We start from the raw sequence: 20,971 nt of genomic DNA, 5'->3' as shown, positions 1-20,971 counted from the left end.
TCAGCTCACCTGCCACAACAGGTAGCCGACAAGGTCGTACACCTGGGTCGGCTGGTACGGGGGCGTGCCGTCGTCGCGCACCACCACCCGCCAGTCTCCCTCGGCCCATTGGAGCTCGAACGGATACGACATGTAGGCACCCTTCGAAACGACCCGGAACGCGAGGTCGACGGTGGCCTTGTCCGCGCTGTAGGAGAGAAGCCGGAACCCCGCCAGGCGAGCCGACGTGTCATCGCTCTTCGGCGTCCCGGTATCGTTCCGGATCACCTCCGCGCCCGGACCGGGAACGAACGTCCGGTCGACCACCTTCTCACGGAATCTGACCAGGTTGGACGTCACCGCGATCATGTTGGCAGCGGCCAGGACAGCGCCTTCAGGGGTGTGTGCGTAGCAGTACCGGAACCCGTCCGGCTCGATCCGGCCCGGCCCGGCGGTCGCACTGTGCGGCGCCGCGATCACACCCACGTACTGCCAATCCACCACCGGCGGAGACGTCACCGTGCCCGACGCCGCATACCCCGGCAGGCCGCAGACACTCCCACCCGCGGCCACAGTCGCATCCGGCGTCACGGAACCAGCCGAAGCCGCCGTCCCGGTCGACGCTGTCCCCGCCGCCGTCGCTGCCGACGCCGGGGACGCCGGGGACGGACCCGCCACATCCCGCCGGCCGACCAGGCTCGCGACCACCAGAGCACCAGCGATCACCACAATCAGCGCCAGCACGACCGCCGAAACAACCCACCGGACCCGACGCCTGGAGGTGCGCATATCAGCTCACCTGCCACAACACGTAACCCACAAGGCCGTACACCTGGGTCGGCTTGTACGGGAAGCTCCCGTCATCCCGAACCACCACCCGCCAGTCCCCCTCAACCCACTGAAGATCGAACGGGAATGACACATAGGCGCCCTGGGACGCGATGCGCGCCACGAGGTCGACGGTCGCCTTGTCCGCGCTGTAGGAGAGGAGCCGGAACCCCGCCACACGTACAGATGTGTCTTGGTCTTGGTTACTGCCGGTGTTCTTGCGGACCACCTCCGCGCCTGGGCCGGGGACGAGCGTTCGGTCAACCAACCTCTCACGGAACCTGACCAGGTCGGACGTCACCGCCAGCAAGTTTGCAGTGGCGAGGATCGCGCCTTCGGGGGTGTGTGCGTAGCAGTACCGGAACCCGTCCGGCTCGACCCGGCCCGGACCAGCGGTCGCACTGTGCGGCGCCGCGGTCACACCCACATACTGCCAATCCACCACCGGCGGAGAGGTCACCGTGCCCGAGGCCACATACCCCGGCAAACCGCAAACGCTCCCACCCGCCGCGACAGCCGACGTCGTAGAACCAGCCGAAGCCGCCGTCCCGGTCGACGCTGTCCCCGCCGCCGTCGCTGCCGCACTCGACGCTGACGACGGACCCGCCACATCCCGCCGGCCGACCAGGTTCGCGACCACCAGAGCACCAGCGATCACCACAATCAGCGCCAGCACGACTGCCGAGACGACCCACGCGACCCGACGACGCCTGGACGCCCCCATGTCAGCTCACCTGCCACAGCGCGTAGCCGACAAGGTCGTACACCTGGGTCGGCTTGTACATCGGGCTGCCGTCGTCCCGCACCACGACCCGCCAATCCCCCTCAACCCATTCGAAGTCGAACGGATACGACATATAAGCGCCGCGGGACACCATTCGGAACGCGAGGTCGACGGTGGCCCTGTCCGCGCTGTAGGACAGCAGCCGAAACCCCGCCACACGAACCGACGTGTCATCGCCCCTGGGCGAGCTGACCTCTTTCCGGATCGCTTCCGCACCAGGGCCCGGGACAACGCTGCGAGCCACGAATCTCTCGCGGAAGACATCTATTCGATTGGTTACCGCCAACAGATTCGCGGCGGCGAGGATGGCGCCTTCGGGGGTGTGTGCGTAGCAGTACCGGAACCCGTCCGGCTCGATCCGGCCCGGCCCGGCGGTCGCACTGTGCGGCGCCGCGGTCACACCCACATACTGCCAATCCACCACCGGCGGAGACGTCACCGTGCCCGACGCCGCATACCCCGGCAAACCGCAAACACTCCCACCCGCCGCGACAGCCGACGTCGTAGAACCAGCCGTAGCCGCCGTCCCGGTCGACGCTGTCCCCGCCGCCGTCGCTGCCGACGCCGGCGACGGACCCACCACATCCCGCCGACTGACCAGGTTCGCGACCACCACGACGACAGCAAGCACCACGATGAAACCAACCACGACCGCCGAAACAATCCACCCGACCCGACGCCTGGAGCTGCGCATCGCTCAAGCCCCCACGAGCGCCATGATGATGCCCACGCCGGAGCTGATCACGATCACGCCGGCCAGGACCCAGGCCAACGCGGTCGCGTGCTCGCCCCCGTCGCCGCCCCGGCGGTGAGAGATCGCCATGCGACCGCCGACGATCAGGACGCCGGCGATCGCCACCGCGAAGCAGAGCCACTTCACCCAGGACAGGATGGTCAGGATCCCGCCCGAACCGGGAGGGGCCATGGCGGGTGGGTCGGTGGGGGGATCACACGGCAGCACCTGGAGGAGCTGGAGAACCGCATCGAGCATGACCATGGCGTTCCTTTCATCGAGGGGTTTCGCCGGCAGGGGTGAGCGAGGCGAGTGTCGCCGCGACACGCGCCGCGGCCGGGGGGACGGACGGCTGCGGGCCGAACCGCCACTCGTCGATCCACGGGAGGTCGACGCGAAGGGGCGCGCCTCCGGAAACATGGGCGGCAAGGTCACGCAGCGGTTTGGGCAGCTTCCCGGGCGCGTCCGCCACGAGCATCAGCGCGACCAGCGCCGGCACCTCCGGGCCGCGCCAGGCCGCCCACTGCGTCAGCGCCCGCTGGGCGGCGAGGAGCCCCGAAGCGTGCGTCCGGGCGACGAGCACACACGCTCGCATCCCATGCCCGGCGGGCCAGGCGTGCCCGGCCTCGGCCCAGGCGGGGTCGAGTGCCGCGACGCTCGACTCCCCCGCTCCGCCGTGGGCGCCGACGACCCACAGCGCCGGCCCAGGCGCACAGGGACGCAGCGGCAGTCCCTCGGCGGGCGCCGACACCCCTGCCTGCGGTGCCAGTCGCGGGGAAATCACCGGCCTGACAAGCACATCCGTGTCCGGCACACTACGTTCATCGACAGACTGCGGAGTCAGCCACGGGTTGGGACTATTCACCGGGTCGGCTCCCATGAGACTCCTTCGGGGCGGATATATGACTGTGGCACAGGGTACACTCTGTAGGGATGCATACATGCGGATATGTTCTGTGGAAACCGGAACGGGGCATTGATGGCCGATCGCTTGGACGAGCTCTTCGCCTATCTACCCACCGTGCTGACCGTCGAAGAGGTCGCCGACCTGCTCCGCGTCTCCAAGCCCGGCGTCTACAAATGGCTGAGAGACAAGACGATTCCCGGGTACAAACTAGGCAACGCGTGGTTCATCTTGAGGGATCAGTTGCGCGATCATCTCCGCGCGGGGACGAACCTCACCCCGGCCAGCGGCCCAGACAGTCCCGAGTCCGGAGAGGATTCGCCCTTGCCCTGACCGTTTTGGCGCTCGTCGGTTGCACGACGGAGACGCCGAATACGCCGATCCCGCCGGCCGTCTCATCCCCGACACCTGGTGAGATCCCTTCTGTCGTGGTCGATGACGAGGGCCAGACGTCCGAACAGGTCCCGACTGGTGATCCCGACCGGCGAGAGGCCGCGCAACGGGCCGGCGAGACCCTGCGGCTCTTCGCTCGCCGCGACGTCACCGCCGAACAATGGCTGGCGGACCTGGCGCCCTACCTGACCGTCGAGGCGCTGGAGACCCACCGCGGCACCCGGCCGTACAAGGTCCCGGCGATGATGGTCGGCGACGCGCGCGTGATCCCCACCGACAGCGCGTACGTGGCGCGCGTTCAGGTGTCGACATCGATCGGCGCCTATCTGCTGACGCTCGTCCGCACCAGCGCGGATCCGGTGTGGCGGGTCGCGTCCATCACCCCGCCCGAGCAGGCCCCCGCATGAGCGAGCGGAGCGGTGGCCGCGCGATCCTCGTCCTGCTGCTGCTCGGTCTGGCGCTGGTCCTCGTCCTGCCGCTGGCCGCGATCTCCCTGGTCGTCATGGCGGCCACCTCCTGCCAGGACGAGACCTCCACGGCCGCGGTGGACATGTCGACGATCCCGGCCGGGCCGATCGCCGGGTACGGCCGCGACGAGCTGGTCGTCGCGGCGCAGATAATGATCGTCGCGCAGCAGCTCGGCCTCACCGTCCGGGACCAGCAGATCGGCGTCATGACCGCGATGGGCGAGTCGTCCCTGATGGCCGACCCCACCGCGGCCCGGCCCAACGGCGACGGCGACGTCGGCCCCTTCCAGCAGCGCACCCACCTCGGCTGGTACGCCGACGGGTCGTCGGTCGAGGCCAACATCGCCCAGCTCAACGACCCGGCCTACGCCGCCCGGACCTTCTTCCTCGGGCACGACGTCGGCGTGCCCGGCCCGAGCCCCGCCGGGCCGGTCGGCTACCACATCCCCGGCCTGGTGGACGTGCCCGGCCGGGAGTCGCTGGAGCCGACCGACGCCGCGCACCGCGTCCAGGGCAACGCCGACCCGGGTCACTACACGACGTGGTGGACGGCGGCGGTCGAGGTCGTCACCGCGCTCGCCGGCGTCCGCGCCGTCGCGACCCCCGGCACTCCGAGCGGCACGGTGGACGACGACAGCCTCGGCCCGGTCCAGCCCCAGACCGCCGCGTTGGCGCACCTCCTCGGCCCCCGGTTCGGAATCACCGATATCGGCGGGGTCCGTGAGGACTCCGTTCCCGACCACCCCTCGGGCCTCGCCCTCGACTTCATGGTGTACCGGGACAGGGCGACCGGTGACCGGCTCGCCGCCTACATCGTCGGCCATGCCCGCGAGTTCGACGTGCAGTACCTGATCTGGCAGCAGCGCATCTGGAATATCGACCGGGCCGACGAGGGCTGGCGCGCCATGGAGGACCGCGGCTCCGACACCGCCAACCACAAGGACCACGTCCACGTCACGATGAAGGCGTCCGGAACCGTCACCGATCCCGGCGCCGCGGCCGAGGCGTCGTCCGGTTGCGCACTCACCGCGCCCGGCACCTCCACCGTCGACACCAGCAGCTCCGGATGGGCCGCTCCCGTCGACGGGCCGCTCAGCAGCCCGTTCGGCCACCGCACCGATCCGCTCTCCGGCAGGTCGGCCCTCCACGGCGGGCAGGACATCGCGGCGTCCTGCGACGCGCCGATCCACGCCGCTGCGGACGGCATCGTGTCCACCGCCGGAGCCGCAGCATCGTACGGGCATCTCATCGTCGTGGACCACGGCGGCGGCCTGCAGACCGCCTACGCGCACATGTACGCCGACGGCGTGCTCGTCACGACCGGGCAGACCGTCACGGCCGGCCAGCAGATCGGCGTGGTCGGCTCCGACGGCCGCTCGACCGGTTGCCACCTGCACTTCGAGGTGCGTGACAGCGGAACCCGCGTCGACCCGATCCCTGTCCTCGCCCAGCACGGCATCACCTACCCACACTGACAGGAGCACCCGCATGGACTATCTCGCTGTGTACCCCGATGGAACCGGCACCGCCTTTCTCGGCGGGACGCGGACGGACATCCACGCCGACACCCCCGAGGCGGCCCGGGAGCAGCTCCGCCAGCTCGTCGCCCACCACGCCGCCGACCGCGGCGAGGCCATGCACGTCACGGTGCAGGAGGGGTCGACCACCTGGGCGATCGTCATCGACGCCGAGGGCCACGTCGCCAGTGCCGGCGACGTGGCCCCGACACCGGACGCCCCGCCCAGGCGGCGCCTCGTCCCCGTCCCGGTCCCGGCCGCACCGTCGCCGGACCAGCCGCCCTGGCCCGACGACCCCCGCGGCCCGAGCTACCAGCCCATGCCCATGCCCATGCTCGAGGAGGTGTTGGAGCAGCCGGTCTCGTATCCGCCGCGGCGGTCCTTCCTCGCCGACACGGCCAGAGTCCAGCCGGCCACCCAGGGGTGGCGCGGCGCCCTCAACGCGACCCGCCTCACGCGACTCGCCCCCGGCCCCGTCGAGGAGGGACGGCGACGCAGCATCGACGCCGTGTCCCAGCACTGGCCGGGACCGCGCACCGTCGCGATCGTCAACGGCAAGGGCGGCGCCGGCAAGACGCCTACGACGATCCTCCTGTCCGCCGTGTTCGCCCGCTACGGCGGCGCCGGCGTCCTGGCCTGGGACAACAACCAGTTCCGCGGGACGCTCGGCTGGCGTACCGAGCAAGGCCCTCACCAAGGCACCCTGCTGGAGCTTCTGCCTCAGGTCCCCCGGCTCCTCGGCACCGGGGCGCAGTCGGCTGACCTGGCGCGGTTCGTGCACCACCAGACCCAGGACCGCTACGACGTGCTGCGCTCCAAGCCGATGGCCCTGGCCGACGAGCAGCGCATCTCCCCCGCGGACGTCACCGCGATCCACGACGTCGCGACGAAGTACTACAGGCTCGTCTTCATGGACAGCGGCAACGACGAGTCCGACCCCGCCTGGAGGGCCATGATCGACCACACCGATCAGCTCGTTGTCGCCACCACGACCCGCGACGACCACGCCGAGGCCGGTGCCCTCCTCCTCGAAGCCCTCGCCGACCGCGACGAACGATCCGCCCACCTCTCCCGACAGGCCGTGACCATCGTCACCCAGGCAGACAGCAAGGCCCGTCCCGGCGATGTCGCGGCCATCGCGAACGGCTACAAACCGCTGGCCCGGGCCGCCGTCACCATCCCCTACGACCCGGCCATGGTCGACGGACTCCTGCGGTACGCCGCCCTCTCCCCCGCCACCCAGGACGCCTGGCTCTCCGCGGCAGCCGCGGTCGCCCAAGGGCTCTGACGCGCACGGCGAGCAGGCCCGCCCCGGACGCGTCGCGGTCATCGCGGACGACCGGCAGCCCCACAGGAGGCCGCCGTCACCGTGACCCCTGCGGGCGGTACGGTCGTCGGCAGGAGGTGGATGTCGATGTCGATGGGGGTTCCAGAAGAGGCCCGTGCAGCGGAACGTGCCCGGCTTCGCAAGGTGATCGCCGATCTCGACTACGGACGAGAACTGCGGCGCCTCCACGAGAACGGCCACAGCTACAAGGACATCGCCCGGCTGATGCGGGTCACCGAACCCGCCGTGCGCAACACCCTGCACGCCGCAGCCAAGGCCGCGATGCCCCTCGACGGCTTCTCCAGCGCCACACCCGAAGAGATCTGCGAACGCTACGGCGCCGGCTTCATCGACCGGGACCAACTCATCGACGAACTCTCCCGATACCCCTACGCCCCCGGCGGACACACCGACGGCTACGACACCCTCATCTTCGACCCACCCGGAGCCTGGTCCGAAGTCTCGGCCGCCCGCTGGCGGGGCCTGATCGACGACGACGTATACGAAGAAGTCTTCAACCGCCGTCACCCGGCGAGGAAGCGCGACAAATCCGAGAGGTGACTGCGAGCATCCCGCAGGAAAGGCCTGCCCAGCATGCCGCTTACGATGATCCGGCCGAGGCTCACGAAGCCAGGCCGAGACCCGGGTCTCTCGCGATGGCATCGACGTCAGCGGCCTTGTGACATGGGAATCGAAGGGTGACCAAGGTGGAGGACGTAGCAGCTCAGCGGACTCAGTTGGAGAACTGGCTCAACCACGTGCTCGGTCTGGTGCGGCGGTTCGACCAACTCGGGCGCGACAGGCAGGCGGCCTACGCGCGACATCGGCATCTGTACGTGCGCTACCTGGAACGCTGGGGAGCAGCGGCGTACTTCCTCTGGGTGTTCATCCTCACCGTCGCATTGACGATCGTCGCGATCATCCTGTTCATCGGCATCCCGCTCGCGACGATGAACACCTCGGAGGACTTCCTCGCGGAGGTCGCCCGGATCTTCCTCCTGCCGTTTCCCGCGGCGCTCCCCGGGGCACTGGCGATCGTCCTGCTTCGGAACACCCGCGCTCGTGCGATCAACAAGCGGCGACGCGTGCTCAACGAGCAGCGGGCCGATCAGATCGAGGACGCCGTCCGGCCGGAGATCGAGAGCATCAACGCCGGTCTCCAGGAGATCGCCGACGACTTCTCGAAGCATGTCGCGGGCCGGTTCCCGGAGGCGTATCTCTACGACGAGGCGATCCTGTTCTGCCTGACGATGGCGCGCAACCACCGCGCGAGCACACTCACTGCGGCGCTGAACCTCTACGAGACCGAACTGCACAACAGGCGGATGGAGAACTATGCTGAAGCGCAACTGGCCGAACTGAAGCGGGCGACAGAAGTCGCCATCTTCAACGGGATCATGAACCAGCTCGGTCATGCCGCCACAGCGTCGGCCGTTCGCGCAGCCTCTTTTCGCAGTCGCTGAGCACAGCTCCTTCGAGCCTCGTCGGCCTCGGGTCCCTCCGGAGGGGACGGCCATCACGGAACGCCACGAATCCGGACAGTCTTGTCCGCTTCTAGACTGTCACTCATGCCTTCGAACACCCGCACTCGCAACAGAGGACCGGCAGCCGCGAAGGCCAACAGGGCGGCCATCCTGGCCGCCGCGCGGCGCGTCTTCGCCGAGCAGGGCTACCGGGCGCCACTGAGCACGATCGCCCGGACGGCCGGCGTCGGCCAAGGCGTCCTGTACCGGCACTTCCCCGACCGGCGCGATCTCGGCCTGGCGGTGTTCGAGGAGAACTTCGCCGAGCTCGAGCGGCTGGCGTCGTCCACACCCGGGCCTGACTGCTTCCACACGGTGTGGCGCCTTCTCGTGGAGTACATCCTGGAGTCCAGCGCGATCATCGAGATGGTCATCGACGCCAGGGCCGCGCTGCCTCCGTCCCTCAGCGACGAGCGGTTGCGCCGGCTCATCGCCGACCCGCTGGCCCGCGCCCAGGAGGAGGGCCTCGCCGATCCCGGCTGGGCACCCGCCGACATCCTGCTGATGGCACTCATGGTGTACGGGGTGGTCGTGTCCCAGACCAACCCCGCGGACGCACCCGGCGCGGTCAGCCGAGCCCTCCATCTCATCGATCCACGACTCACCTGAGGGAGACGTCCCGAAGGGAACGACCGAGCCCGGTCCCCGAGACCCGTCCGGGTGCAGCCGCCCGGGAGAAGCGATCCGCGCACCAGGAGTGAACGGGACAGGGTGACCGCCAGGTTGTGCGGCATACCAGCGGGGTCATCGGGTCAGTGCGGGCTGACCGCCACGTTGCACGGGTTATCCGGCCCGGATCCGCAGTCGTATGCCTTACAAGATGGCGGTCACGGCTGGCGCGCCGCGCCCACGGGGCCGGTATGCCGCGCAACCTGGCGGTCACGGCGTTGCTCCCCGATCCGCGCAGTCCAGGCAATCGCTTCGCGGTGGCCGCGTCGAACTCGGCCCGCGAGATGGCGCGCTCTCCAGCAGTTCGCCGGCGCCGGCGGTCTCGTCGTCCGGGCTGCTGCCGGCCACCGATCGGATGTGGCTCTCGGCGGCGGCCCGCCGGGCACGATTCTGGGCCACGCCGCTCACTCGGCGCCCGCTCCCTCCGCGCCCGCTCAGCGCGAGCCGTCTGCGGCGGAGCGCAGGTGATGCGCTGTCCAGTCGCGCGCAGCGAGGCTCGACAGTGCGTACACGGCGAGCACATAGAAGCTCGTCCCGACGATCGCCAACACGCTCAACGACCCGGCGGGCAGCGTCACCCAACCCGAGAGCTGCACGACGAGCTGGAACGTCAGCGCCGCCAACAACAGCCGCCGCGCCCAGCCGTGGCCGCGGAACGTCAGGGCCAGCAGCAGGAACAGGACGAGGTAGAACACACCGAAGACCACGACCAGCGTCGCCAGCACGACCGCCACCTCGTCGGCCGCGACGTGAGCGTCGCTCATCGCCTGCGCAGCGGCCGGCAGGTACGTGAACGGATCGAGGACGGCGGCGAGCAGGATGAGCACCACCCCCGCGACGACCGCGGGCGGGCGGGCCCCGAGACCGTGCTCGTGTGCCACCGGGATCGCGGGCGCGGGCGACGCGGGCAGGTCGGTCAGTTCGAGGATGGGCAGGTCTCCGTCGGTGCGCACCTGGTCGCCGCCGCCGTTGCGACTGTGGTACCCGGTCGAGAAGCCCGTCAGGACGGTCGTCGCCACGGACGGGTTCGCATACCGCACACTGGCAAGGATGTAGTCCCGCTCGGCGTCGATGTCGGCATCGATCTTGTGCGTCACCTGCAGCGTGAACAGGGACAGTCCGACACTGCGGTCGTAGGTGCCCGCCGCCAGGAAATCCACCCGCTCGCCGCCCGGCAGGAGCCACCCGTCCGGCGTCGGCCAGAACCGGACGTGATGACGCCGCGCCGGGTTGCCCTCGACCTCCTGCTGATAGGCGAACGCCTGCCGCTGCCCGAAGAGCAGCAGCGGGCTCACCGGCGCCTCCGGATAGCTCCGCCGGAGCAGGGACGACGTCACGATCCGCCCTGCGGAGCGGAGCGTGACCGGGTCGGCCGGCGTCCACCCCGCCCGCTGCATCGCCGCATGGATCTCACCCGCCGTCCCGCGCACCGCGAGGTTCACCGGGTCACCCAGCAACCCGTCGGTCGTGTGCGTGCGACCCACGAAATAGTCGGGTACGTAGATCCTGGTCAGCATCCAGTGGACCCGCGGCAGCGCCACATAGGCCAGGACCAGCCAGAAACCGATCAGGTAGACCATGCTCCACGACAGCCTCAACCCCTGCCGGAACAGGACGGCCGCCAGCAGCAGCACCGACAGGCTGGCCAGCGCGAAGAACAGGTTGTCGATCTCGGTGCCGAGCCGCAGCCGCCGCAGCAGGGGCTCCCGGACCTTCGCCGGTGGGCTGTACGTCGGCGGAGTCAGGGGGCCGTGTCCGCGCGGGGAATCGGTCACGCAACCGTACGGTACCCCGGGTCGGCGGCGGACGTCCTGGTTCGGGCGACGCGAACCGGCCCGGCTCGGCCGCCCCGGGTCGCCACGGCGCCGCCCTCATCGCGCCGCGGCCCGCGGCTCACCCCTGTCGCTGTTCGAGGTGGCTCAACCCGAGCGCGGCCAGCAGAGTCCGGCTCAGGTCCTGCTCACCGGGGAATCCGAGACCGCGCGGAGGTGTCCCGGGAACCATCAGGTCGCAGCTCACCCGGCCGTCGTCGAGCACCACGACCCGGTGAGCCGTTCTGACGGCCTCGGCCACGTCGTGGGTGACCATGACGACCGTCCAGTCGTGCCGGGCCCACAACCGGGAGATCAGCGCCTGCATCTCCAGCCGGGTGAGTGCGTCCAGAGCGCTGAAGGGCTCGTCCAGCAGGACCAGCCGGGGACGGCGCACCAGCGCCCTGGCCAGTGACGCGCGCTGCGCCTGCCCGCCGGAGATCCGCAGCGGCCAGGCATGTTCGCGGCCCTCCAGCCCCACCTCGGCCAGCGCGGCCGCGACCCGGGCCGCGGCGTCGGCCCCCCGCAGCCCGAAGCCGACATTCGCGGCGAGGTCCAGCCAGGGCAGCAGTCGCGGTTCCTGGAAGGCCACCGCGACCTCCTCCGGCGCCGCGATCGCTCCCGCGTCGGGCTCGGTCAGCCCGAGGACGAGCCGCAGGAGGGTCGACTTCCCGCAGCCGGAACGTCCCACCACCGCCACGAACTGCCCGGCGGGGATGACGAGATCCAGATCTCTCAGGATCTGCTGCGACCCGTAGGCCTTGGCGACGCCGGTCAGCCGGACGGCGGCGGGCGTGTCCGTCATGCCGGCGCGGCCGCGTCGAACACATGTCCCGAGATGTCCGGCGCGTCCTCGATGAGTCCGTAGCGCGTGAGTTGCTCGGCCAGCCTGGTCAGGTTGGTGACCTGGGCGTCGTCCACCGGCTCGATCGTCGGCACCGAGAACGTGGCGATGCGTGAGATCTGCTCCTCCGTCGCGCCGAAGCCGCGATAGGTGTCGAGGATCACCTGGGGGTCGGCCGCGGCGGCGGTCGCCTGTGCCCGCAGCGCCCGGTAGGCCGCCCGCAGCAGCTCCGGATGCGTCTCGGCGATCTGGCGGGAGGCGATGTGGATCGTCCAGTTGAGCGAGTCGAGCCGGTCGCCGGTGACGAGCGTGCGCGCGCCGTCGACAGCCTGGGCTGTGGCGAGGTACTGGTCGAACGTCGACCAGGCGTCCACCTGACCGGTGGTGAAGGCGGTGGCGGCGTCCTTCGGCAGCAGATAGACGATCTCGACCTTGGTGATGTCCAGACCCGCGTCCTCGAAGGCGCGATGGAGCAGCCAATGGCCGGTGCCGCCCTCCTGCCCGACGGCGATCTTCTTGCCGTACAGATCTTTCAGCCCGGTGACGCCGCTGCCGGGCGCCGCGACGATGCCCTGGCTGTTGCCGGAGTACCGCTCGATGGCGAAGGCCACATAGTCGCTGCCCTTGGACAGCAGGGTGTCGAAGGAGGCCGTTCCGGTCGAGGTGACATCGGCCTGCCCGGCGTTGACGGCGGCCAGCGCGTCGGTCGGGACGAAGGGGCCGACGAACTCGGCGGAGCCTCCCTCCGCGGCGGTCTCCCGGGTGAGCAGGTCGCCGCCGCCGACGATGGTGAGGTAGTTCGCGGTGGTCAGGTTCGCCACCCGGAGCGTGGCGCCCGAGGACGTCGTGGGGCCACCCGCACCGGCGGAGCAGGCGGACAGGACGAGGGCGACCAGGACGGCGAGCCCGGCGACGACCCGACGGAGACGGGTTCTCATGGATGGACTTCCTTTCAGGATGGGGAGGATGGGCGGCCGGGGAGCGGGCTCAGTCGCCCGTGTAGGCGGCGCGCCAGTGCAGCAGCCGGTGCTCCAGCAGCCGCACGAACCAGTCGGTGAGTCCGCCGAGGATGCCGTAGAGACCGAGGATCACGAGGATCACGTCGATCCGGGTGAACTGCTGGGCCTGGCTGAGCTGGTAGCCGAGCCCGGTGCCGGCGTTGACCACCTCGATGTAGATCAGGGCGATCCACGCCAGCCCCAGCGAGAACCGCAGGCCGGTCAGCACCGACGGCAGCGCGCCGCGGAGCAGGACGTCGCGGGCGATCCGGGCGCGCGGGACGCGGTACACCCGGGCCATTTCCACGAGCCGGCTGTCGACGTCCCGGATCCCGGCGAAGGTGTTGATGTAAAGAGGGAAGGCGACGGCCCAGGCGACCACGAACAGCCGCATCGGCTCGCCGATGCCGAGGAAGAGGATGAACAGCGGCACCATCGCGTTGAAGGGCACCATCCGCAGCATCTGCAGCGGCCGGTCGAGCAGGGTCTGTCCGGCCCGGGAGAGTCCCGACGCGACGCCGAGAGCCACTCCGGCGACGGCGCCGGCGAGGCCGCCGATCGCCACCCGCGCCAGACTGGCCGCCAGGGAACGAGGAAGCTCGCCCGAGGCGGTCATGCGCCAGGCCGCGCCCGCGACGCGCCCCGGGGAGGGCAGCGCGGCGGCGGGTACCAGGCCGAGCGCGGTGACCAGCCACCAGGCGACGACGGCGACCATGGGGAGGGTGTAGGGAGCAAGCCCCTGTGCGACACGCTGCACGACGATTCCATTCCTACGCTGGCATGACCCAGATCAGGTGTGGCGGTCGAAACCTCGTGGTTTCCTCTCAGCCGATGACGGCTCCCGCTGTGGGTCCCAACGTACAGGCGAGCCCGCCCCGACGCCCCCGTGACCACGGACCGGTCGTCGTCCCGGATCGTCGGCAGCCGATGTGATCGTGCGCGCTCTTGTCCTGTCGGAGCTGCTCCTCGACGAGACACGCTATGCGGCGATCTTCGGCAACGACGTGCAGGTGAAGGACTTCGGTCTGCCGCTCCAGAGCGTGGATCGCGGCAACAGTGTCGCCTGGAGGTGCGCTCACGTCGAGACGCGTACGCCGGGCCCGGGGAACGTGGCATCGGACCGTCCCGCGTCCCCCGCCTCGTGCCCGGGCGACGGCGGAGGAGTCCCCGCTCCGCGCGCGGCCGGTCAGGTGCTGCGCGGCGAGGCCCGCACCGCAACCTGCACCCCCCGCTCCGCGCGCGGCCGGTCGGGTGCTCGGTGGGTGAGCCGTCCCGGCCGACTGCGCGCCCCGCTCCGCGCACGGCCGGTCGGGTGACTGCCATGTTGCGCGGCATTGCCGGCCGGGTCGCCCGACCCGTACGGGCTGACCGCCAGGTTCCACGGGTTATCAGCCTCAGATCCGGGACCGTATGCCATGCAACGTGGCGGTCACCGCTCACGGGCAACATCCCCCGGGCCGGTATGCCGTACAACCTGGCGGTCTCACCCCCACACCCGACGAATCCACACCACCCACCCCACGCGCAGGGCCACCAACTCACCGCACGCCCTGTTCAGGCCGAGAGCTCCGCCCAGCCCGCGAAGAAACGCCGCCTCGCCACACGTCGCACCATCGAGATGATCGCCATCGAGTTGGCGCTGGAGTTGAGCAGCGGACAGGTGACCGTCGACATGATCTGCGAACGAGCGCTCATCTCCGTCCGGACGTTCTACAACTGCTTCCCCTCCAAGGACGCCGCGCTCGCTGGGAACGGGCCACCGCTGCCCGACGAGGGCGCCCTGGGCGCGTTCCGCCGGGACCGCGGCCCGGATGTGCTCGGCGATCTCCTGCAGATGCTCGCCACCGCGCTCGAACAGGCGCCCGATGAGCGCGAGATCAAGCGCGCCCGCGGCCGGTTGCTGTGCCAGGAGCCGCATCTGCTGGCGGGCGTGACCGCACGCCTGACCGCTGTCAGCCAGGAACTCGTCCCCCACGTCATCGCACGCTTGGAGAACACGTCGCCGGACCGCGCCGAGCGCGCGTCCGCCGAACTCATCGTGAACCTCGCCACCGCCGTCCTGACGACCGCGCAACGCGAATGGGCCCGCCACGGAGCCGGCGACGAGGACCCTGTGCACACGCTCCGCCGCACCATCTCCCTCGCTCGCGACCTCACCTCGCCGCGGGCGGGTGAGGGGACGCCCATGTCGCTTCGTCCGGACGCCGAGTAGGCGCACGCCTACTCGGCGGGGAACTCCTTCGAGGCGCTCCGGGACGGGTCTGCAGTTTGTTCCAGCGCCACCCGGAGCGATTGCGCGTCATGGGGTCCGCGGTGACGGCGGCCGTTGACGTAGAAGGTCGGCGTGGTCTTCGCGCCACTGGCCTCGGCGCTGGCGACGTCCTCGCGGATCCGGCGGGCGACCTCGGGATTGTCGAGGTCGCGCATGAACTGCTCCACGTCGAGGTCGAGTTCGTGGGCGTAGCCGACGAGATCCTCGTACTCCAGCTCGTCCTGCCGGGCGAAGAGCAGGTCGTGCATCTCCCAGAACCGATCCTGCCGCGCGGCCGCCTCCGCCGCCCGTGAGGCCTGCTCCGCGTGCGGGTGCACGTCCGGCAGCGGCAGGTGCCGCACGACGTAGCGAAGCCGGTCACCGAACTCACGGCACAGCTCTTGGGTGACCCCGGTTGTTCGCGAGCAGAAGGGGCACTCGAAGTCGACGTACTCGACGAGGGTGAGGGCGGCATCGGGAGCGCCGTGGACATGGTCCCGAGCGGCATCCACGTCCGTGGACAGGTGCTGCGGCAGGTCGGCGTCCCGCTGCCCGAACCGCGCAGCGATGGCGAAGACGGCCCAGCCCAGCAGCGTGGCCAGGACGGCGGCGAGCAGTACGCCCACGGTCGCCTGATCCCGCATCGCGCTGTCGTCGAAGGCCAGCCCGGCGATCAGCAGGGAGACCGTGAAGCCGATGCCGGACAGGCCCGCTCCTCCCAGCACATGCCCGCTGCGGACTCCCTGCGGCAGGCTTCCCGCGCCCAGCCGCACGGACACAAGGGCCGACGCGCCGATGCCGACGAACTTGCCGACCACGAGACCGATCACGACGCCCCAGGTCAGAGGCGAGCCGAGGGCGTCGGCAAGCACCCCGCCACGCAGGTCGATACCGGCATTGGCAAAGGCGAACACCGGGACGACCAGATAGCTCGACCATGGATGAAGGCTGGTCTGTAGCCTCTCGTTGACAGAGATCGCGCGCGCCAGGCCGCGGCGCGCGACATCCCCCACCTCCGCCATCGGTGACTGCCGGAACGCCCGCACCAGCCGAGCGGCACCCTCCACGTCCGAACGCTTCGGTTCGCGGGCCGCGACCAGCAGACCGGCGGCCATTCCTGCGATGGACGGATGCAGCCCCGACTCCAGCGTCGCCAGCCAGATGCCGAGCAGCAGGAGCAGGTACGGCGCTGCCCGCCAAGCGCCGAACCGACTGAGCAGGGCAATCACGCACAGGCCCGCCACGGCGACGAGCAGCGGCCCGAGCGCGACCCCGTCGGAGTAGGCGACCCCGATCACGGTCACTGCCACGAAGTCGTCGATCACCGTGAGGGTGAGCAGGAAGACCCGCAACTGTGTGGAGAACCGCGGACCAACGAGCGCGAGCGCGCCCAGCATGAAGGCCGTGTCCGTACCGATGACGACACCCCAGCCAACTGCCTGCGGTCCGGACGGGTTGAACAACAGGTACAGGAGGGCAGGCAGCGCCATGCCGCCGAGCGCAGCGATCATCGGCACCACCGCGCGGCTGCGGTCTGTGAGCTCACCCACGGAGAACTCGCGGCGTACCTCCAGACCGATCACGAAGAAGAACAGCACCATCAGGCCGTCATTGACAGCATGCTGCACGCTCATCGCCAGGACAGCGCCGCCGACCGACACCGACAGGTGGGTATGCAGCAGGCCGACGTACGCCGCCGACCACGGCGAGTTCGCCCACACCAGTGCAAGCACTGTCGCGGCGAGCAGGATCCCCGCCCCACCCGACTCGGTGTGCAGGAAATGCCGCAGCGGTGCCGACAGTTGGCCCAACAAGTCGGTGCGGCGCGCGGACGTGCCCGCTTGGCCCTTGCGCGTCAGGAACTGCAGCATTGGGGTTCTCCTCCGGATTGCCCGTGGGCTGACGGTGTCGACGCACGCTCTGCGCCTGAGGAGACGCTACTCGGCTGGGCCGAGTACCCGGCCAGGCACAATCACCTCCGTCTCGTGATCCACCACCGCCCAGGCTCGGTTCGACCCTGGACCTCTGGGTCAGCCGGCCGCCGCGCGGCGCGCAGCTTCTGCTTCACGCCGCCGATCGCGAGCATCCGTCCGGTCAGGGAGGGCCTCCGGTCATGCCGACCTCGGCGCACACCTTGCGTCCGGCGATCGGAGAGACCAAAGCGGTCGTCATGGTGGCACCGAGGTGACTGCCATGTTGCGCGGCATTGCCGGCCGGGTCGCCCGACCCGTGCGGGCTGACCGCCAGGTTCCACGGGAAACACCGTCTCCCGAATCGGGCGGCGGGTCAGGACCAGATGCGAATCTCCGGGTGCCAGGCACCCGCCGCACCGCCCGTGAGGACGGGGTCGATGAAGTTACTGAGGAGTTCTCGGGCCGCGGTGATCGGGTAAGGCTCGGCTGGCGTGTTCCTCACGAGCTTGGCGTAGGCCGCACCCCATTGGGCAGGGACGGCGAACTCGTCCGGGAACCGAAGCCTGCGCTTGGCACACTCGCTCGCGATCGCCTGGCGGAGGCTGACCGCGTCGACGCTCTGCGTGATGACCATGACGACCAGGTCGACGAGGTCCTTCTCGCGGCTGGACGGCCGCCCGCCGTAGTCGGTGATGGTGGCGCAGACCTTGTCGGCGATCTGGTTCGTGACCGGGTAGAGCCGGTAGGGGTAGCTCACCAGACGCGGCAGCCTCAGCCGGTTCGCCGGCTCCTCTACCTCGAGGCTGTCAGCGGGGAGCGTACCGGCAGACAGGTCGACCTTGATGGTGTCGACGAGCTTGACGCCGAGATAGGCGTCGAAGGTGACGCGGTAGCCGTCCATGTACGGCTGGGTGTCATCGGCGAGGATCTCGTGGTGCTCGCGATAGACGAACCGGAAGTGGTCACCGAGGTCGAGCTCCGCCAGCCGCCGCAGGTCGGCCAGCGCCTGATCCTTGTCATAGCCAGCCCGGTACAGGTCGGCGTCCAAGGTGCGGCGGGCAGTAGGGATACGGGCGAGCATTCCGGTGCCGCCCTTGAGCACCCACTCCGATGCGTCGGACCCGGAGAATACCCGGCACAGGAACCGGTCGTAGTGGGCCTGCCGGATGAGATCCCCGGTCTGGCGGGTGGGGTCGGCGTCGTGGGCGCTCTTCGCGGCAGCCTTGATCGCCGCCTCGACGCCCGCGCTGTCGGGATAGCCGAAGTCGGGCATGGGTCAGGTCTCCTGGTGCGCCGGTCGGGTCGTGCGATCGAGCTGGTCGCGGAGGGCTTCGCCTGAGGGGAGGCCGTTGCGGGCGGCCATCGGCCCGAGCAGCTCGGCCAGCCGGGTCCGGTCGAGGCTACGGGCATCGGCCAGCAGGCCGGCGATCATCGACTGATCGGTGCGGGCCTCGACGAGATCCGCGATCGTCTGTTCGACCGTCGTCACGGGGAGCCCCTCGCGCAGTGTGACCGAGTCCTTGGGCAGTTGCCGCACACGGAAACGGATCTCGGAGCGCTGGGTCTGCCGCCGCGCCGGCACAGCGAACTCGTACGGCTCAGGCACCAGGTCTCCCAGCCCATGCAGGTAGGCGGCCGCGGCTCCCGACACGACCGCATCGGCGGTTGGTTGACGCAGTCGTTCTTCCGCCGTCCGCTTCGGATCAACGGACAGCCAGGCGGCCTTGAGCGCTTCGAAGCGATCAGCAGGGACGCCTGCGGCCCGATAGATACCGTGGCCCAGTCGCTCCAGATGGCCGGCATCAGCCAGCCGCGACAGGTGAAGCCTGCTGACCCCACGGCGTCCCGCCTGGGCAGTGGTCACCAGCCCCCATTGCGCTGCCGTGACCTGGCTGAGTTCACGCAGCACCTCCAGCGCGTCCATGCTTGGATTGTATCGTCTTGTAAGATACAGACCAAGCATTCCCGTTGGTGGCGCTCCCACCCTGCTGGGGCGACGGAACCGTCCCGAGAGCATCGCACGACAGCCGCAGAAGATACGAGATGGGTCACGAACCTCGACCGTGCCCACCGGAGCCCGCCGGAGTTTGGAGGCACACTCGGGACACATCTCGGCCATCCGATGCACAAGTTGGGGCCAGAATCGCTGTGTATTACTAGTCAGACCCAAACTTCAACTGGCGGAGGATACGAGATTCGAAGAATCTTCTATGTATCCCCGGAGCCCCTCGCCAAAAGGGGTTTTACGCTCAGCCACTAGGGGAAACACTCGGCGGCTGCTCGCTCGTGCTTGCCTGTGAATAGGCCCGATCGACCAAATTTAGCGCAAAGATAGCGCACAGCGAGAGATACGAGATCGACTGCCGAGGGGTCAGATGGCACGCACCAAGGGCACGTGGGGAACCGTCCGCGAGGTCCCCCGCAAGGGCAGCGGACGCTACCAGGCGAGCTACATTCACGGCGGCGTCTGGGGCATCCAGAAGGGCGTCCGGTTCACCGCACCCCAGACGTTCGAGAGCAAGGGCGACGCCTGGGCGTGGATCGACCGCGAGCGCCGGCTGATCGAGAAGGACGAGTGGACTCCCCCCTATGAGCGCGTCCTGCAGGAACGCGCCAGGGCAGAGGCCGCACGCCAAGCAGCCGAGGCCATCCCGACGATCGCCGCCTACGGCGCCCAGTACGCCAAGCGCGACGACCTCTCCGGCAACACCCGCCAGCGCTACGCCCAACTGCTGACGTTCTACATCAACGGCGAACCCGCCACGATGACCCGCCGCGGCAACATCAAGGGCAAGACGCTCGTCCACCACGGCATCGGCGACATCAAGGTCACCGAACTCACCCGCGCCCAGGTCCGGGACTGGTGGCGCGGGCTGCCCGTGAAGACTCGCGAGGCCTCGTCCAAGCAGGCCTACGACCTGCTGCGCGCCCTCATGAACGCCGCCCTCGAAGAGGAACTGATCGACGTCAACCCGGTTCGCATCAAGGACGCCGCGAGCGCCAAGGCCTCCCGCGAACGCGACCAGGATCCGCTGCCGTTCGACATCCTGTTCCGGGTCGCCGACGCTATGCCCGCACCCTGGCGGCTCGGCGTCCTTCTCGGAGGAGTCCTCGGGTTGCGCTCCGGCGAGGTCCGCGCCCTGCAACGCCGCGACTTCACCCTGACCGGTGAGGTGCCGTTGGTGAAGGTCTACCAATCCGTGAAGGAGGACGAGGGGAAGCTCGAGATCGGCCCCCTCAAGACCGCCCGCCGCGGCGTCTCCTCCCGCACCGTGGTGATCCCCGCCGCGCTTGTCCCCGACATCAAGGCCCATCTGCGCGATCACACCCAGCTGGGGCGGACCGGCCTGCTGTTCTGGCGAGCTTCGGACGGCAAGCCCGTCCGAAGCGCCCGATGGCTGAAGGCGTTCAAGAAGGCCTGCAACCAGGTCGCCGACGAACTCGAAGCGGAGGCCGCGAAGGTCACTGCCAAGACCGGCGAGCCTGAGAGTGACGACTCCCAGCGCATCCGCGAGACCCTCACCGCCGGCGGCGGCTACGTCTTCCACGGCACCCGCTCGACCGGCCTCAGCTGGGCCTACCGCGTCTCCGGCGGCAACCTCAAGGCCGTCCAGGACATCGGTGGCCTGACCTCTGCCAAGACCCTGATGGGCTACCAACGAAACGAACTCAGCTACCGCGCCGAGATCGCCAACGGGTCTGCTGCACGGATAGGTGACAACTGATCTGGCTTGCCCGGGAGGGTGGCCTGAGAGGATGTTGCTGTGCCCAAGCCGTACCCGAAGGAGTTCCGGGATGATGTGGTTCGGGTCGCGCGTGGCCGCGAGCCAGGCGTGACGGTCGAACAGATCGCCAAGGACTTCGGTGTCCATCCGATGACCTTGTTCAAGTGGCTGCGCCAGGCCGATATCGATGATGGGGCGAAGCCGGGCCCCTCACGGGTGGACTCGGTGGAGTTGCGGGAGGCGCGGAAGCGGATCCGGCTGCTGGAGCAGGAGAACGAGGTCCTGCGGAGGGCTGCGGCGTATCT

Annotated in this window: 24 protein-coding genes and 1 riboswitch; of the genes, 11 read left to right on the top strand and 13 right to left on the bottom strand. The window is 69.6% G+C overall.

Annotated features, from left to right (window positions below; all coding sequences use genetic code 11):
* The 5 genes from G555_RS22440 to G555_RS20635 are packed head-to-tail and all read right to left on the bottom strand — an operon-like array spanning position 1 to position 3,108.
* Positions 1–768: a DUF8175 domain-containg protein gene (locus G555_RS22440; RefSeq protein WP_051209453.1), complete on the bottom strand. Its 768-nt coding sequence runs from the start codon at positions 766–768 to the stop codon at positions 1–3.
* Position 769: 1 nt separating this feature from the next.
* Complete coding sequence (locus G555_RS20645) at positions 770–1,483, bottom strand: DUF8175 domain-containg protein (RefSeq protein WP_156887615.1); 714 nt, start codon at positions 1,481–1,483, stop codon at positions 770–772.
* Positions 1,484–1,532: 49 nt separating this feature from the next.
* Complete coding sequence (locus G555_RS23460) at positions 1,533–2,285, bottom strand: DUF8175 domain-containg protein (RefSeq protein WP_483823589.1); 753 nt, start codon at positions 2,283–2,285, stop codon at positions 1,533–1,535.
* Positions 2,286–2,288: 3 nt separating this feature from the next.
* The gene (locus G555_RS0115775) at positions 2,289–2,588 is read right to left on the bottom strand and encodes a hypothetical protein (RefSeq protein WP_028709597.1); all 300 of its coding nucleotides are present in this window, start codon (positions 2,586–2,588) and stop codon (positions 2,289–2,291) included.
* A 10-nt stretch (positions 2,589–2,598) separates the two neighbouring features.
* Entirely contained in the window at positions 2,599–3,108 is a 510-nt protein-coding gene (locus G555_RS20635) for a DUF6668 family protein (protein ID WP_156887613.1), read from the bottom strand.
* A 195-nt stretch (positions 3,109–3,303) separates the two neighbouring features.
* On the opposite strand from G555_RS20635, the gene G555_RS0115765 reads away from it, so the two are divergent.
* From G555_RS0115765 to G555_RS0115735, 7 genes are all read left to right on the top strand, one after another.
* The gene (locus G555_RS0115765; protein ID WP_028709596.1) at positions 3,304–3,561 is read left to right on the top strand and encodes a helix-turn-helix domain-containing protein; all 258 of its coding nucleotides are present in this window, start codon (positions 3,304–3,306) and stop codon (positions 3,559–3,561) included.
* Between the two features lie 95 nt (positions 3,562–3,656).
* Positions 3,657–4,028: a hypothetical protein gene (locus G555_RS22435; RefSeq protein WP_028709595.1), complete on the top strand. Its 372-nt coding sequence runs from the start codon at positions 3,657–3,659 to the stop codon at positions 4,026–4,028.
* Positions 4,025–5,563, top strand: coding sequence for a M23 family metallopeptidase (locus G555_RS22925; RefSeq protein ID WP_051209447.1), 1,539 nt, complete (start codon positions 4,025–4,027; stop codon positions 5,561–5,563). Before G555_RS22435 ends, G555_RS22925 begins: the two co-directional genes overlap by 4 nt.
* Positions 5,564–5,576: 13 nt before the next feature.
* On the top strand, positions 5,577–6,893 hold the full coding sequence (locus G555_RS0115750) for a MinD/ParA family ATP-binding protein (RefSeq protein ID WP_036923510.1): 1,317 nt from the start codon (positions 5,577–5,579) through the stop codon (positions 6,891–6,893).
* A 120-nt stretch (positions 6,894–7,013) separates the two neighbouring features.
* A complete protein-coding gene (locus G555_RS20625) occupies positions 7,014–7,493 on the top strand; it encodes a sigma-70 region 4 domain-containing protein (RefSeq protein ID WP_211223291.1) in 480 nt (159 codons plus the stop codon).
* Positions 7,494–7,630: 137 nt separating this feature from the next.
* Positions 7,631–8,395, top strand: coding sequence for a hypothetical protein (locus G555_RS0115740; protein ID WP_156887611.1), 765 nt, complete (start codon positions 7,631–7,633; stop codon positions 8,393–8,395).
* Positions 8,396–8,500: 105 nt separating this feature from the next.
* The gene (locus G555_RS0115735) at positions 8,501–9,064 is read left to right on the top strand and encodes a TetR/AcrR family transcriptional regulator (RefSeq protein WP_028709592.1); all 564 of its coding nucleotides are present in this window, start codon (positions 8,501–8,503) and stop codon (positions 9,062–9,064) included.
* Between the two features lie 494 nt (positions 9,065–9,558).
* Here the strand turns inward: G555_RS0115735 and G555_RS20620 are convergent, their stop codons facing one another.
* From G555_RS20620 to G555_RS0115715, 4 genes are all read right to left on the bottom strand, one after another.
* The gene (locus G555_RS20620) at positions 9,559–10,899 is read right to left on the bottom strand and encodes an LssY C-terminal domain-containing protein (protein ID WP_084635338.1); all 1,341 of its coding nucleotides are present in this window, start codon (positions 10,897–10,899) and stop codon (positions 9,559–9,561) included.
* Positions 10,900–11,017: 118 nt separating this feature from the next.
* Positions 11,018–11,740: an ABC transporter ATP-binding protein gene (locus G555_RS0115725; RefSeq protein WP_028709591.1), complete on the bottom strand. Its 723-nt coding sequence runs from the start codon at positions 11,738–11,740 to the stop codon at positions 11,018–11,020.
* On the bottom strand, positions 11,737–12,717 hold the full coding sequence (locus tag G555_RS20615; protein ID WP_036923508.1) for an NrtA/SsuA/CpmA family ABC transporter substrate-binding protein: 981 nt from the start codon (positions 12,715–12,717) through the stop codon (positions 11,737–11,739). The genes G555_RS0115725 and G555_RS20615 overlap by 4 nt, the downstream gene beginning before the upstream one ends.
* A gap of 49 nt (positions 12,718–12,766) precedes the next feature.
* Positions 12,767–13,534 carry an ABC transporter permease gene (locus G555_RS0115715; RefSeq protein ID WP_051209444.1) on the bottom strand — a complete coding sequence of 256 codons (768 nt, stop codon included), beginning with the start codon at positions 13,532–13,534 and terminating at the stop codon, positions 12,767–12,769.
* Positions 13,530–13,632: riboswitch (TPP riboswitch) on the bottom strand. Its footprint overlaps the gene before it by 5 nt.
* Before the next feature lie 80 nt (positions 13,633–13,712).
* On the opposite strand from G555_RS0115715, the gene G555_RS0115710 reads away from it, so the two are divergent.
* Together G555_RS0115710 and G555_RS21530 are read left to right on the top strand one after the other, a co-directional pair.
* Positions 13,713–14,093, top strand: coding sequence for a hypothetical protein (locus G555_RS0115710; protein WP_156887610.1), 381 nt, complete (start codon positions 13,713–13,715; stop codon positions 14,091–14,093).
* Between the two features lie 302 nt (positions 14,094–14,395).
* Complete coding sequence (locus G555_RS21530) at positions 14,396–14,989, top strand: TetR/AcrR family transcriptional regulator (RefSeq protein ID WP_051209440.1); 594 nt, start codon at positions 14,396–14,398, stop codon at positions 14,987–14,989.
* Between the two features lie 8 nt (positions 14,990–14,997).
* On the opposite strand, the gene nhaA is transcribed toward G555_RS21530, so the two are convergent.
* The 4 genes from nhaA to G555_RS20600 form a co-directional block, all read right to left on the bottom strand.
* A complete protein-coding gene (gene nhaA / locus G555_RS0115700; protein WP_028709588.1) occupies positions 14,998–16,899 on the bottom strand; it encodes a Na+/H+ antiporter NhaA in 1,902 nt (633 codons plus the stop codon).
* 223 nt (positions 16,900–17,122) lie between these two features.
* Positions 17,123–17,275, bottom strand: coding sequence for a S16 family serine protease (locus G555_RS23440; protein WP_156887627.1), 153 nt, complete (start codon positions 17,273–17,275; stop codon positions 17,123–17,125).
* Between the two features lie 39 nt (positions 17,276–17,314).
* Complete coding sequence (locus G555_RS20605; protein WP_036923506.1) at positions 17,315–18,214, bottom strand: nucleotidyl transferase AbiEii/AbiGii toxin family protein; 900 nt, start codon at positions 18,212–18,214, stop codon at positions 17,315–17,317.
* A gap of 3 nt (positions 18,215–18,217) precedes the next feature.
* Entirely contained in the window at positions 18,218–18,865 is a 648-nt protein-coding gene (locus G555_RS20600) for a type IV toxin-antitoxin system AbiEi family antitoxin domain-containing protein (RefSeq protein WP_036923504.1), read from the bottom strand.
* A gap of 451 nt (positions 18,866–19,316) precedes the next feature.
* Here G555_RS20600 and G555_RS0115685 point away from each other — a divergent pair, with 451 nt between their 5' ends.
* Positions 19,317–20,666 (top strand): site-specific integrase, encoded by a 1,350-nt coding sequence (locus G555_RS0115685; protein WP_028709587.1) that lies wholly within the window; start codon positions 19,317–19,319, stop codon positions 20,664–20,666.
* A 39-nt stretch (positions 20,667–20,705) separates the two neighbouring features.
* Positions 20,706–20,971: IS3 family transposase (locus tag G555_RS22920; RefSeq protein WP_028709683.1), on the top strand; the 266-nt coding region annotated here is incomplete at its 3' end.

The organism is Propionicicella superfundia DSM 22317 (assembly GCF_000423465.1).
Lineage (GTDB): Bacteria > Actinomycetota > Actinomycetes > Propionibacteriales > Propionibacteriaceae > Propionicicella > Propionicicella superfundia.
This window is presented reverse-complemented; position numbering and strand designations above follow the sequence as displayed.